Below are 13,646 nucleotides of genomic sequence, written 5' to 3'. Positions count from 1 at the left end.
GAGGCCATCATGTCTGATACCGCACCCAAGCAGCGTCCGCAGTATCGCAATGTCAGCTTGCCGCAGATATTGAGCTACCGCATGCCCCTGGCTGCAAAATCGTCGATTTTGCATCGTGTCAGTGGTGCATTGCTGTTTCTTTGCCTGCCGCTCGTTTTATTGCCACTGTTCTCTTTGAGCGTCAGCTCTCCAGAGTCTTTCGAGACCTTGCGCAGCTACGTCGACAACCCTGTCTGTAAGCTGATTCTTCTGGTCCTCATCTGGGGTTACCTGCACCACTTCTGTGCCGGTATCCGCTATCTGACCTTGGACCTGCACCTGGGTAACGACAAAGAGTCCGCCAAGAAATCGGCCGGTCTGGTGTTCGGGGTTAGCTTGGCGCTGACCGTTGTGTTTGGTTTGAAACTGTTTGGGGTGTGGTAATGGCTAATCGTGAGCGCATTGGCGTAAACCGCCTGGTAGTGGGTGCCCACTACGGTACCTTGGACTTTCTGGCGCAGCGTGTCACCGCAGTCATCATGGCCATCTACACCGTGGTCATCATCGGCGGCATTCTGTTTAGCAGTGAACTGAATTTCGAGACCTGGCGCGGCCTGTTCTCGTTCACGGTCGGCTCCCTGCCTCTGGGTCAGTTGCTGGCAACCTTGTTCTTTCTGTCCTTGTCCTGGCACGCCTGGATCGGTGTGCGTGACATCTGGATGGATTACGTCAAGCCCGCTGGCCTGCGCTTGTTTCTGCAAGTGTTGACCTTGCTGTGGCTGGTCGCCAGTGTCGTCTTTTTTGCAAAAATTATCTGGAGTCTCTAAACCGTGGCTTCCATCACAAAATCTTTGCCCCGCCGTCAGTTTGACGTAGTGGTGGTCGGTGCCGGTGGCGCCGGTATGCGTTGTTCCCTGCAATTGGCTCAGGCCGGCTTGTCCGTTGCCGTGCTCAGCAAGGTGTTCCCAACCCGCTCTCACACCGTGGCGGCTCAAGGTGGTGTCAGTGCCTCTTTGGGTAACATGAGCGAGGACCACTGGTACTGGCACATGTACGACACCGTTAAGGGTTCGGACTGGCTGGGCGACCAAGACGCCATCGAATTCATGTGCCGTGAAGCTCCTCACGCTGTGTACGAGCTCGAGCACTTCGGTATGCCGTTTGACCGTAACCAGGACGGTACGATTTACCAGCGTCCATTTGGTGGTCACACTGCCAACTTCGGTGAAAAACCGGTTCAACGTGCCTGTGCCGCTGCTGACCGTACCGGTCACGCCATGTTGCACACCCTGTATCAGCGTAACGTGGCTGCCCGTACCCAGTTCTTCGTGGAATGGATGGCGCTGGATCTGCTGCGTAACGAAGCTGGCGACGTTCTGGGCGTGACCGCTCTGGAAATGGAAACCGGCGAAATCTACATTCTGGAAGGCAAGCGCGTGGTGCTGGCGACCGGTGGCGCTGGCCGTATCTGGGCGGCTTCCACCAACGCTTTCATCAACACCGGTGACGGCCTGGGTATGGCTGCTCGTGCCGGCCTGCCTTTGCAAGACATGGAATTCTGGCAATTCCACCCCACTGGCGTTGCCGGTGCAGGTGTGCTGATTACCGAAGGTGTGCGTGGTGAAGGCGGTATCTTGCTGAACAAAGACGGCGAGCGCTTCATGGAGCGTTACGCTCCCACCCTGAAAGACTTGGCCCCACGTGACTTCGTGTCCCGTTCCATGGACCAGGAAATCAAGGAAGGCCGCGGTTGTGGCGATGGCAGCTACGTGGTTCTGAAACTGGATCACTTGGGTGCCGACGTCATCAAGAAACGTCTGCCCTCGATTCGTGAAATCGCGATCAAGTTCGGTAATGTGGACCCCATCAAAGACCCGATCCCCGTGGTTCCAACCATCCACTACCAGATGGGCGGTATCCCCACGAACTATTACGGTCAGGTTGTAACCCAGACACCTACAGGCGAGAGCAAGATCGTCAACGGTCTGTACGCTATCGGTGAATGTGCCGCGACTTCCGTGCACGGTGCCAACCGTCTGGGTACGAACTCCCTGCTGGACCTGATCGTGTTCGGTCGTGCTGCGGGCAACCATATTGTGGATTCGCACCCCGAGAAAGATCACTCCCACCAGGAAATCAACGAGTCCTCTATCGAGTTCTCGCTGGAGCGCGTCAACCGTCTGGAGTCCCGTACGTCGGGTGAAAAGGCGCAGGACGTGGGCAACAAGATCCGTGTGGCCATGCAGGCCCACTGCGGCGTGTTCCGTACTCTGGATCTGCTGCACAAGGGGGTCGACCAGATCGATTCCCTGGTTCCCGAAGTCAAGGATATCTACTTCAAAGACAAGTCCAAGGTGTTCAATACCGCCCGTATTGAAGCGCTGGAAGTGGCCAACATGATCGAAGTGGCTCGTGCTACGACGAAGTCGGCCGCCAATCGTACGGAAAGTCGCGGTGCTCATGCCCTGAACGACCACCCAGAACGTGACGACGAAAACTGGCTGCGTCACACCTTGTGGTTCTCGGAAGGCAGCCGTCTGGAGTACAAGCCTGTCCAGATGAAGCCTCTGACAGCCGAAACGATTCCGCCCAAGGCCCGGACTTTCTAAGCAGGATACTGACATGAGCCAAAAACGTAAGGTCAAATTTGAAATCTATCGCTACGATCCTGATAAGGACGAGCGTCCCTACATGCAGAAAATCGAAGTCGAGCTGGAACCTACCGACAAGATGCTGCTCGATGCGATCCTGCGCATTAAAAACGACATGGACGACAGCCTGGCGCTGCGTCGCTCCTGCCGTGAAGGTGTGTGCGGTTCCGATGCCATGAACATCAATGGCAAGAACGGTCTGGCCTGCACCACCAACATGCGCGACTTGAAAGAACCTGTGGTCTTGCGCCCACTGCCAGGTCTGCCGGTTATCCGTGACCTGATCGTGGACATGACCCACTTTTTCGATCAGTACCATTCGGTCAAGCCGTTCCTGATCAACGATGCGCCTCCTCCAGAGAAAGAGCGTTTGCAAACGCCTGAAGCCCGCGAGGAGCTTGATGGTCTGTACGAGTGCATTCTGTGCGCCTGCTGCTCGACCTCTTGCCCATCGTTCTGGTGGAATCCTGACAAGTTCGTCGGTCCTGCTGGTTTGTTGCAAGCCTATCGTTTCATTGCTGACTCGCGTGACGAAGCAACGGGTGAGCGTCTGGATAATCTGGAAGATCCATACCGCTTGTTCCGCTGCCACACGATCATGAATTGCACGGACGTCTGTCCAAAAGGACTGAACCCATCGCATGCCATCGGCAAGATCAAAGAAATGCTGGTGCGTCGCGGTATCTAAAAAGGTGGGTATGTACCGATGAGAACATTGACGGAATTGGAGCGTGCGCGCCTGCGTTGGCGTGCGCGCCGGGGCTTGCTTGAAAACGACTTGATGATCACCCGTTTTCTGGATCAATACGAAAACGAGCTGACTGATCAGGACGTCTCGGCCCTGACCCGCTTGTTCGAAATGGACGATACAGTTTTGCTGGATGTCCTTCTGGCTCGCTCCGAGCCAGAAGGGCAGTACGCCACACCGGACATTCAGCGACTAGTAGACATTATGCGAAAGCTATAACCATTGAGGAAAAAAGTGATGGAATTGTCAGATAAAAAAGCCACGCTATCCTTCTCCGACGGTAGCCCTTCGGTTGAGTTCCCTGTACACAAGGGCACCGTAGGTCCGGACGTGATCGATATCCGTAAGCTCTACGGTCAGACAGGTATGTTTACCTATGACCCCGGCTTTATGGCAACGGCGGCTTGCGAATCCGGTATCACCTACATTGACGGCGACAAAGGCCAGTTGATGTACCGTGGTTACCCGATCGACCAGTTGGCACAAAAGTGCGATTTCATGGATGTGTGCTACCTGATCCTGAACGGCGACTTGCCAAACGCAGATCAGAAGCAGGAGTTTGATTCCCTGGTCACGAACCACACCATGGTTCAGGAACAGATGCAGCATTTCCTGCGTGGCTTCCGTCCGGACGCTCACCCCATGGCAATACTGACTGGCCTGGTCGGTGCCCTGTCGGCGTTCTACCATGACTCCACAGACATCACCAATCCTCATCACCGTCATGTGTCGGCTATCCGCTTGATCGCCAAGCTGCCTACTTTGGTTGCGATGGCGTACAAGTATTCTTTGGGACAGCCTTTCATCTATCCCAAGAATGATTTGTCCTACACCGGCAACTTCTTGCGCATGATGTTCGCTACCCCTTGCGAAGACTACAAGGTCAACGAAGTGGTTGAGCGTGCTCTGGATCGCATCTTCATCCTGCATGCAGATCACGAGCAAAACGCCTCGACTTCCACCGTGCGTCTGTGCGGTTCGTCTGGCACCAATCCTTTCGCTGCGATTGCTGCGGGTGTTGCCTGCTTGTGGGGTCCTGCCCACGGTGGTGCAAACGAAGCTTGCCTGAACATGCTCGAAGAGTTGCAAGCCAACGGCGGCATCGACAAGGTTGGCGAGTTCATGGAGAAGGTCAAGGACAAGAACTCGGGCGTTCGCTTGATGGGCTTTGGTCACCGTGTCTACAAGAACTACGACCCACGCGCCAAGCTGATGCAAGAGACTTGCAAGGAAGTTCTGGAGGCCCTGGGCCTGGAGAACGATCCTCTGTTCAAACTGGCCATGGAACTGGAGCGTATTGCTCTGGAAGATCCGTACTTCGTCGAACGCAAGCTGTACCCCAACGTAGACTTCTACTCGGGTATTGTTCAGCGTGCTATTGGTATTCCAACATCCTTGTTCACCGCTATCTTCGCCCTGGCTCGTACCGTAGGCTGGATCGCTCAGTGGAACGAAATGTTGTCCGATCCAGATTACAAGATCGGTCGTCCACGTCAGCTGTACGTGGGCCCAACCCAGCGCGACGTACCTGATCAGCGTTAATCACGGTGGGCTCAGAGGCCTGGATCAATCCAGGTATCAGTAGTCATTGTGCTAACTGAGCCCCTGGTTTTACGCAAGTGCACCAATATGTGGTGCACTTTTTTTTCGCCTTTTTTTTCTTTATCGGGGCACTGTTCAGACATGCTCTTGATACAACGAATCCAGTACAGACCAGGGTTCAGGGCTGCAGGAGCTGGTGGTTGAAACGGGAGAGCCGCTGCTCGCGGGCACTATTTTCTTCCGACTGCCGGACTTTGGCCTGCACATGATCCAGATGCCTGTTGATCTGGTCTCGGGCCAGATCAGCATTGCCTTCCAAAATAGCGTTCATTACGGCTTCATGCTGTTGGGTCAGTATCTCTACTTCGCGTGCATTGTCGAACTCGAACATGGCACGGCGGTTTTCCTTGACGGTGGAAAAGACCAGTTGGAACAGGCCATTCATGATCTGCAAGAGCACCACGTTGTGAGAGGCTTGGGCAATAGCCAAGTGAAAATGTGCATCAGCGCGGGCTGATAGCTCGGTATCCTGATTTTGTTGGTGCTCAACCATGATGTCAAAGCACTGCTTGATCCGTTTTTTATCCTCTTGTGTGGCCCGCATGGCAGCGTGCCAAACCGTACTGGCCTCCAAGGCTCGCCGTGCCTCCAGCACATCGTAGCGATACAAGGGGTCCTGGCTAAGGAGCTGCTCCAAAGGAGCGATGGCTTGGGCGGGCCAATTGATCAATTCGCTTTTCTGCACGAAGGTGCCGCCTCCTCGACGCGTAAACAAGACACCCTGTGAACTGAGTGTGCGTAGCGCTTCCCGTATGGGTACGCGGGACACATTCAGTTGGTCGGCTAACTGGCGCTCGGAGGGAATCCGGTCACCAGGCTGCAGTTGCTCTTGCTGGATGAGCTGGATAATTTTTTCCGTAATCTGGTCTGAGAGACGTGTTTTAGCGTGTGTAGTCATAAATCAATTCTAAGTGGTAAGACCAATTATTGTTTTTAGTGCCAGTATAGGGGTGAAAAAGGCTAAAAATATCAGGGTTTATGCCGGTAAATAAAAAGTGGTAATACCTCTATCATTCTCCAAGCGACAACAAGAGGGGGGCTGCACTAAGCCGAGGCTGACACCATGGTCTTAGGGCGCTTTCCACACAACGTGCGATCGATACGAAGGAGAACTGGAGATGAATCTTTTATACACCCTGATGGCCCTGGCGCCATTGTTGGTTGTGTTTTTGTTGATGGTGGTGCTGGGGCGCTCGGCGAAACTGTCTATGGGTACGGCCTATATTGTGACAGCCTTGCTGGCTTTGTTCGCGTGGGGCAGCCAGGCCGAGGTTGTTGCTGCAGCCACGCTCAACGGGGTGATGATCGCTCTGACCTTGCTGTTCATTGTCTTTGGAGCCATCCTGCTGCTGAACACCCTCAAGGTGGGCGGCGCGCTAGCAGCCATTCGCCAGGGCTTTATGGATATTTCACCTGACCGTCGTGTGCAGGTCATTATTGTGGCGTGGTTATTTGGATCCCTGATTGAGGGTTCATCGGGTTTTGGAACACCGTCTGCTGTCGGTGCCCCTTTGCTGCTGGCTTTGGGATTTCCCGCGATGGCGGCCGTGATGTCGGTTCTGGTCATTCAGTCCACACCGGTTTCGTTTGGCGCGGTTGGCACACCCATGCTGGTCGGTGTGCGCTCGGGGGTCGATAACAAGCTTGATGTAGCCGCGGCCATCGCTCCTATGCAGCCGATGGAGTATTTGCAGCAGATTGTCGAGAACGTGGCACTGATTCATGCCTTGACCGGCTTTGTGATTCCTTTGTTGCTGTGCGGCTTGTTGACGCGTTTCTTTGGTGAGCGCCGGTCCTTCGCGGAAGGCTTGGGCGCCTGGAAATTTGCCTTGTTTGCCGGCGTGGCTTTCACTGTTCCGTATTACTTGATTGCAGTGGTTTTGGGGCCAGAGTTTCCGTCCATGCTGGGTGCGATGGTAGGGCTGGTGATTGTCGTGACGGCAGCACGCAAGGGCTGGTTTGCGCCATCCAAGACCTTTGATTTCCCCGATCGCAGTCAGTGGCCTTCCCATTGGCTGGGCACGGTTGCCATGGACAATGTTGAAAGCAAGCAGACGTTTTCTGTGCTGCGAGCCTTCTCGCCCTATGTGCTGGTTGTGTTGCTGCTGATTTTTACCCGGACTGTCCCTGCTGTGAAAGCCTGGCTGACTGGTCCGTCTGCGACGATCAAGATTGAAGCGTTGTTTGGTACGAATATTACAACGTCGGTACAACTGTTGTTTTCACCAGGTGCGATCTTGATTCTGGTGTCCCTGGCATGTATCGCCATCTTTCGCATGAATGGACAGCAGTATATGCAAGGGGTCACGCAATCGCTGCGCACCATGGGCAGTGCTGCGCCTGCCTTGTTGCTGGCTGTGCCTATGGTGCAAGTGTTCATCAATTCGGCCGCTGCCGATGGCTCGATTGCCAGCATGCCCTTGGTCCTGGCCCAAGGTGCGGCTGCTGCTGCCGGTCAAGCGTGGCCAACGATTTCACCCTGGGTAGGTGGCTTGGGGGCCTTTATCGCTGGCTCCAATACGGTCAGCAATATGATGTTCTCGTACTTCCAGTTCTCGACAGCCCAGCAAATTGGTTTGAGTGTGGATCAGTCCGCCATCGTCGTGGCCCTGCAAGCAGTCGGCGGTGCGGCTGGCAATATGATTTGTGTGCATAACGTCGTGGCGGCGGGCGCCGTGGTTGGCATGTTGGGACGAGAAGGGGAAATTGTGCGCAAGACCCTGATTCCCATGGTTTATTACGTTATTCAGGCCGGCTTGATTGGGCAGGCTTTGATTACAGGTGCTGTAGGCTGGTGGCTGGCTGCCGCTGTTTTCCTGGCCGTGACCATCGGTGGTTTGAGCTTGTCTCGGGGCCGTCAAATGGCTCCGGCGATGGCGTAACGCGAGCGCCTGTCGTACATAACAGGGCTTGAATGAGGAATAAAAAACCGGATGTCGCATAAAGCGACATCCGGTTTTTTTATAGCTAGACAGGATTAGCTGTTTTGCTGGGCTTCTTGCTGGGCATCCACAACAGCCAGGGCTGTCATGTTGATGATGCGACGCACCGTGGCGCTGGTGGTCAGGATGTGGATGGGGCGAGCTGCACCCAGCAGGATGGGGCCCATGGCCACACCGTTGCTACCGGTCATCTTCAGCATGTTGTAGGTGATGTTGCCGGCGTCCAGGTTAGGCGTGATCAGCAGGTTGGCCGAACCGCGCAGCGTGCTGTCGGGGAAGGCTTTCAGGCGGATCTTCTCGGACAAGGCGGAGTCAGCGTGCATTTCGCCGTCCACTTCCAGGTCGGGAGCGCGTTCAGCCAGGATCTGACGAGCCTTGGCCATCTTGCGCGAGGACTCGGTCTGGCGGCTGCCAAAGTTCGAGTGCGACAAGAGCGCAACGCGAGGCACCACGCCAAAACGGCGAACTTCCTCAGCAGCCTGGATCGTCATGTCGGCGATTTGCTCGGCTGTAGGGTTCTCGTTCACGTGGGTGTCGCACACAAACAGGGTTTGTGTAGGCAGCATCAGCACGTTCATGGCTGCGAAGGTTTGGGCTTCTTTTTTCAGACCAATGACTTGTTCGACATAGTTCAGTTGGCTGTCGTAGTTGCTGGCCACGCCGCAGATCATGCCGTCGGCGTCACCGCGTTGCAGCAGCATCACGCCGATCAGCGAGTTGTGCTTGCGAATCATGGCCTTGGCGATGTCTGGAGTGACGCCTTCACGTGCTTTGAGCTTGTAGTAGGCGGTCCAGGTTTCGGTGAAGCGATCGTCGTCTTCCGGGTCCACGATTTGCACGTTCTTGCCCGCTTCCAGGCGCAGGCCTGCTTTCTTGACGCGCATGTCGATCACGCTGGGGCGGCCAACCAAAATTGGCTGAGCCAGCTTTTCGTCCACCACGGTTTGCACGGCACGCAATACGCGCTCGTCTTCGCCGTCAGCGTAAATGATGCGCTTGGGCGCGGCCTTGGCCTGCATGTACAACGGACGCATCAGCGGGCCGGTGTGGTAGGTCATGGCGATCAGTTTCTGACGGTAGGCATCCATGTCTTCGATAGGACGGGCGGCAACGCCGGAGTCCATCGCCGCTTGGGCCACGGCCGGAGCGATCTGAACGATCAGACGGGAATCAAACGGTTTGGGGATGATGTACTCAGGACCAAAACGCAGATCTTCGCCGCCGTAAGCGGTTGCCATATCGTCGCTTTGCTCGACCTGGGCCAGCTCGGCAATGGCTTTCACGCAAGCCAGCTTCATTTCCTCGTTGATCACGCTGGCACCAACGTCCAGGGCACCACGGAAGATGAAGGGAAAGCACAGCACGTTGTTGACCTGGTTCGGGTAGTCCGAACGGCCGGTCGCGATGATGCAGTCAGGGCGGGCAGCCTTGGCCACTTCAGGGCGAATTTCAGGCTCGGGGTTGGCCAGGGCCAGAATCAGCGGCTTGTCGGCCATGGTCTTGACCATATCGGCGCTCAGAACGCCAGGAGCCGAGCAACCCAGGAACACGTCAGCATCCACCATGGCATCGGCCAGTGTGCGGGCATCGGTTTCTTGAGCGTAACGAGCCTTGTTGGGCTCCATGTTTTCGTCGCGACCTTTCCAGATGATGCCGCGCGAGTCAGCCACGAAAATGTTGCTTTGTTTCACGCCCAGGGCCACCAGCAGGTCCAGGCAGGCAATGGCAGCAGCGCCCGCACCCGAGCAAACCAGCTTGATGTCGGCGATGCTCTTGTTGACGACCTTCAGGCCGTTCAGGACAGCGGAGGACGAGATGATGGCTGTACCGTGCTGGTCGTCGTGGAACACGGGAATGCTCATGCGCTCGCGCAGCTTCTTCTCAATATAGAAGCACTCGGGGGCCTTGATATCTTCCAGGTTCACACCACCGAGGGTGGGCTCCAGCGCAGCAATGATGTCGACCAGCTTGTCCGGATCGGTTTCATTCAGTTCGATATCGAACACATCGATGCCAGCGAATTTCTTGAACAGGCAGCCTTTGCCTTCCATGACGGGCTTGGCGGCCAGCGGGCCGATATTGCCCAGACCCAGCACGGCGGTACCGTTGGTGACCACGGCAACCAGGTTGGCGCGCGAGGTGTACTTGGCGGCGGCTTCTTCGCCTTCGGCGTGGATGGCCATGCAAGCAGATGCGACGCCGGGGGAGTAGGCTAGCGAGAGGTCATCTTGATTGGCTAGGGTCTTGGTGGGGACCACCGAGATTTTCCCGGGCGTGGGATACGCGTGATAGTCCAGCGCAAGTTTGGCCAGATCGGCGTTGGCATCCATGTTGGTAAAGCTCCTGATAGGATTTTCTAGTGTAAAAGTGAATCTAATTTATAAGAAATACAGTCACCAGGTAGGTGCTGATTTGTTATAGACAGCATATGTGATGGCAACGCTGGCTGCCTGCCTCAAGGTGACCAAGGGCAGGCAGGGCTCAGTTTGGTGGAAAAGGGGCCCGCGAAGCGCGTACTTGCTGCACCCGTTTAGCATATCGGAATTTTTCCTTCATGTGGGGCGGGCCAGAGGAGTCAATCATGATTTGATGCGCTTCTTTTGTAAGAATTCGCCCCTGTGATAGATCGATGTGTTTGTTAATGCCAACGGTCTGATGTAGTCCCTAAGCATTTTAGATGTCATTAATTGCGCCTTTTGTGTGCGGCGTTATACTAGATCGATACGGCTTGTATAAGGCGTCCTACGTTGCCTTCTGCTCCTGCTATCCGCTAACCGGCGAGGTCCGTGTCGCGGAAGGTTTTCCTGCATCTCAACACGAGTGAAACACTCGGATAGGTGAAGCGTAATAATGTCATCGCAAAAAGAACTGCTCAGTAACTCTTATCTGTTCGGGAGCAATGCTCCTTACGTCGAAGAACTCTACGAGTCCTACCTCGACAACCCAGGCTCTGTCGCCGACCAATGGCGCGAGTACTTCGATCAACTACAGCATCAGCCAGCTACTGACGGCCGCGACAGCACCCGCGATCAAGCTCACGCGCCTATTGTCGAGTCCTTCGCCCAACGAGCCAAAGCCAATGCCTTCCTGACCAGCGCGCAAGCACCGGACCTGACAGTTGCCATGAAGCAAGTGTCGATTCAGTCCATGATTGCTGCTTACCGCTCCCTGGGTGCACGCATTGCTGATCTGGATCCTCTGAAGCGCTCCGAACGCCCCAGCATCCCTGAACTGGATCCTGCTTTCTACGGCTTGACCGAAGCAGATCTGGACCAGGTCTACTCCGCCACCAACACCTACTTCACCAAAGCCGACACCATGACGCTGCGCGACATGCTCAAGGCCTTGCGTGACACGTATTCCCGTTCGGTGGGCGCAGAGTTCATGTATATCACCGACCCGGTGGTCAAGCGTTGGATCCAGCAGCGCCTGGAGTCAGTGCATGGCACAGGCTCTTTCAACGTTGAGCAAAAACGCAATATCTTGAAGCAGCTGACCGAGGCCGAAGGCCTGGAGCGCTTCCTGCACACCAAATACGTAGGTCAAAAGCGCTTCTCCCTGGAAGGGGGTGAAAGCTTCATCGCTTGTATGGATGAGGTCGTTAACCACGCAGGCGAGAACGGCGTTCAGGAAATCATCGTGGGTATGGCTCACCGTGGTCGTCTGAACATGTTGGTCAACATCATGGGCAAAATGCCCGGCGACCTGTTTGCCGAATTTGAAGGCCGTCACGCTGAAGGTCTGACCGACGGCGACGTGAAATACCACAACGGTTTCTCCAGTGACTTGTCCACCCGTGGCGGTCCGGTTCACTTGTCCTTGGCCTTTAACCCCTCCCACCTGGAAATTGTTAACCCAGTGGTCGAAGGTTCGGTTCGTGCCCGTCAGGATCGTCGTAGCGACGAGGACGGCAGCCAGGTTCTGCCTGTGCTGGTTCACGGCGACGCGGCTTTTGCCGGTCAGGGTGTGGTCATGGAAACACTGAACCTGGCCCAGACCCGTGGCTACGGTACCGGTGGCACGCTGCACATCGTGATTAACAACCAGATCGGTTTCACCACCTCTGACCCACGCGATACACGTTCCACACTGTATTGCACGGATGTGGTCAAGATGATTGAAGCCCCTGTCTTCCACGTTAACGGCGACGATCCGGAAGCCGTGGTGTTCGTGACTCAGCTGGCTCTGGATTTCCGCCGCGAGTTCAAGCACGACGTCGTGGTTGATATCGTCTGCTTCCGTAAACTGGGCCACAACGAGCAAGACACTCCCTCGATGACCCAGCCGCTGATGTACAAGAAAATTGGTCAGCACAACGGTACGCGCAAGCTGTACGCCGACAAGCTGGTTGCTCAAGGCATTCTGTCCGAGAACGAGCCTGAAGATCTGGTCAAGAGCTACCGTCAATTGATGGAAGACGGCAAGCGCACGGTTGAACCTGTTCTGACAGACTACAAGAACAAGTACGCCACCGACTGGTCCGCTTTCCTGGGCGCCAAATGGACTGACCAGGCTGACACCGCCTTGCCGATGTCCGAGCTGACACGCATCGGTGAAAAACTGACTACCGTGCCAGAGGGCTTTACTGTTCACCCACTGGTTAACCGTATGCTGAACGATCGTCGTGCCATGGCACGCGGTGAAGCTCAAGTGGACTGGGGCATGGGCGAACACTTGGCCTTTGCAACCTTGGTGAACAATGGCTACGCCATCCGTATTACCGGCCAGGACTCGGGCCGTGGTACGTTCACGCACCGTCACGCTGTGCTGCACGATCAAAAACGTGAGCGCTGGAACGACGGTACCTATATTCCTTTGCAAAACGTCTCCGAAGGTCAAGCCACCTTCACGGTGATCGACTCGGTCTTGTCCGAAGAAGCCGTGCTGGCCTTTGAATACGGTTATGCTTCGGCAGAACCTAATATTTTGACTATCTGGGAAGCCCAGTTCGGCGACTTTGCCAACGGTGCCCAGGTTGTTATTGACCAGTTCATTACGTCGGGTGAAGCCAAGTGGGGCCGTCATTGCGGTCTGACTCTGATGTTGCCACACGGCTACGAAGGTCAGGGTCCTGAGCACTCCTCGGCCCGTATCGAGCGTTTCTTGCAACTGTGCGCAGACAACAATATCCAGGTTGTTCAGCCCACCAACGGCGCCCAGATCTTCCACGTTCTGCGTCGTCAGATGATCCGTCCTTTCCGCAAGCCCTTGGTCATCATGACGCCCAAGTCCTTGCTGCGTAATAAAGATGCTACTTCGCCCTTGAGCGATCTGGCTGAAGGCCACTTCATGCCTGTGATCGGTGAAACGGATCAGGCGATTGATGCAGCCGCTGTCAAACGTGTTCTGGCTTGCTCGGGCAAGGTTTACTACGATCTGGTGAACCACCGCAAAGAGCTGGAGCGCAACGATATTGCCATTATCCGTGTGGAGCAGTTGTATCCATTTGCCCACAAAGCCTTCCAGGCTGAGCTGGCCAAGTACAGCAACGCCAAGGAAGTTATCTGGGTTCAGGACGAACCTCAAAACCAAGGTGCATGGTTCTACGTTCAGCATCACATCTACGAGAACATGACCGAAGGTCAGAAGTTGGGTTACGCCGGCCGCGCCGCGTCCGCTTCGCCCGCTGTTGGTTACCTGGCCAAACACCAGGAACAGCACAAAGCACTGCTGGAGCAGGCTTTCGGCGCTCGCAAAGGCTTCATGCTGACCAAATAACGCACC

Annotated in this window: 10 protein-coding genes; 8 read left to right on the top strand and 2 right to left on the bottom strand. The window is 55.6% G+C overall.

The annotated features are described in order from the left end of the window. The first annotated feature begins 9 nt into the window (after positions 1 to 9). The 6 genes from sdhC to gltA are packed head-to-tail and all read left to right on the top strand — an operon-like array spanning position 10 to position 4,920. Positions 10 to 423, top strand: coding sequence for a succinate dehydrogenase, cytochrome b556 subunit (gene sdhC / locus CA948_RS09980; RefSeq protein ID WP_094195945.1), 414 nt, complete (start codon positions 10 to 12; stop codon positions 421 to 423). Further along, positions 423 to 806 (top strand): succinate dehydrogenase, hydrophobic membrane anchor protein, encoded by a 384-nt coding sequence (sdhD, locus tag CA948_RS09975; protein ID WP_094195946.1) that lies wholly within the window; start codon positions 423 to 425, stop codon positions 804 to 806. Before sdhC ends, sdhD begins: the two co-directional genes overlap by 1 nt. Positions 807 to 809: 3 nt before the next feature. Then, positions 810 to 2,588 carry a succinate dehydrogenase flavoprotein subunit gene (sdhA, locus tag CA948_RS09970; protein WP_094195947.1) on the top strand — a complete coding sequence of 593 codons (1,779 nt, stop codon included), beginning with the start codon at positions 810 to 812 and terminating at the stop codon, positions 2,586 to 2,588. 13 nt (positions 2,589 to 2,601) lie between these two features. After that, positions 2,602 to 3,318 carry a succinate dehydrogenase iron-sulfur subunit gene (locus CA948_RS09965; RefSeq protein WP_094195948.1) on the top strand — a complete coding sequence of 239 codons (717 nt, stop codon included), beginning with the start codon at positions 2,602 to 2,604 and terminating at the stop codon, positions 3,316 to 3,318. An 18-nt stretch (positions 3,319 to 3,336) separates the two neighbouring features. Beyond that, entirely contained in the window at positions 3,337 to 3,597 is a 261-nt protein-coding gene (locus CA948_RS09960) for an FAD assembly factor SdhE (protein ID WP_003802528.1), read from the top strand. An 18-nt stretch (positions 3,598 to 3,615) separates the two neighbouring features. Continuing rightward, on the top strand, positions 3,616 to 4,920 hold the full coding sequence (gltA, locus tag CA948_RS09955) for a citrate synthase (protein ID WP_094195949.1): 1,305 nt from the start codon (positions 3,616 to 3,618) through the stop codon (positions 4,918 to 4,920). A 178-nt stretch (positions 4,921 to 5,098) separates the two neighbouring features. Here gltA and lldR read toward each other — a convergent pair whose 3' ends face one another. Next, entirely contained in the window at positions 5,099 to 5,878 is a 780-nt protein-coding gene (lldR, locus tag CA948_RS09950) for a transcriptional regulator LldR (protein ID WP_094195950.1), read from the bottom strand. A gap of 220 nt (positions 5,879 to 6,098) precedes the next feature. On the opposite strand from lldR, the gene CA948_RS09945 reads away from it, so the two are divergent. After that, on the top strand, positions 6,099 to 7,862 hold the full coding sequence (locus CA948_RS09945; protein WP_094195951.1) for an L-lactate permease: 1,764 nt from the start codon (positions 6,099 to 6,101) through the stop codon (positions 7,860 to 7,862). A 95-nt stretch (positions 7,863 to 7,957) separates the two neighbouring features. Here the strand turns inward: CA948_RS09945 and CA948_RS09940 are convergent, their stop codons facing one another. Then, the gene (locus tag CA948_RS09940; protein WP_108727919.1) at positions 7,958 to 10,252 is read right to left on the bottom strand and encodes an NADP-dependent malic enzyme; all 2,295 of its coding nucleotides are present in this window, start codon (positions 10,250 to 10,252) and stop codon (positions 7,958 to 7,960) included. Between the two features lie 520 nt (positions 10,253 to 10,772). On the opposite strand from CA948_RS09940, the gene CA948_RS09935 reads away from it, so the two are divergent. Continuing rightward, positions 10,773 to 13,640: a 2-oxoglutarate dehydrogenase E1 component gene (locus CA948_RS09935; protein ID WP_108727918.1), complete on the top strand. Its 2,868-nt coding sequence runs from the start codon at positions 10,773 to 10,775 to the stop codon at positions 13,638 to 13,640. The last annotated feature ends 6 nt before the right edge of the window (positions 13,641 to 13,646 follow it).

The organism is Alcaligenes aquatilis (assembly GCF_003076515.1).
Lineage (GTDB): Bacteria > Pseudomonadota > Gammaproteobacteria > Burkholderiales > Burkholderiaceae_B > Alcaligenes > Alcaligenes aquatilis.
Note: the sequence above shows the minus strand (reverse complement) of the source record. Positions and strands in the feature narration are given on the sequence as shown.

Coding starts and splice junctions, on each gene's coding strand:
- lldR (WP_094195950.1), bottom strand. CDS start 5,878: ATGACTACACACGCTAAAACACGTCTCTCAGACCAGATTACGGAAAAA.
- CA948_RS09935 (WP_108727918.1), top strand. CDS start 10,773: ATGTCATCGCAAAAAGAACTGCTCAGTAACTCTTATCTGTTCGGGAGC.
- CA948_RS09945 (WP_094195951.1), top strand. CDS start 6,099: ATGAATCTTTTATACACCCTGATGGCCCTGGCGCCATTGTTGGTTGTG.
- CA948_RS09960 (WP_003802528.1), top strand. CDS start 3,337: ATGAGAACATTGACGGAATTGGAGCGTGCGCGCCTGCGTTGGCGTGCG.
- sdhD (WP_094195946.1), top strand. CDS start 423: ATGGCTAATCGTGAGCGCATTGGCGTAAACCGCCTGGTAGTGGGTGCC.
- gltA (WP_094195949.1), top strand. CDS start 3,616: ATGGAATTGTCAGATAAAAAAGCCACGCTATCCTTCTCCGACGGTAGC.
- CA948_RS09965 (WP_094195948.1), top strand. CDS start 2,602: ATGAGCCAAAAACGTAAGGTCAAATTTGAAATCTATCGCTACGATCCT.
- sdhC (WP_094195945.1), top strand. CDS start 10: ATGTCTGATACCGCACCCAAGCAGCGTCCGCAGTATCGCAATGTCAGC.
- CA948_RS09940 (WP_108727919.1), bottom strand. CDS start 10,252: ATGGATGCCAACGCCGATCTGGCCAAACTTGCGCTGGACTATCACGCG.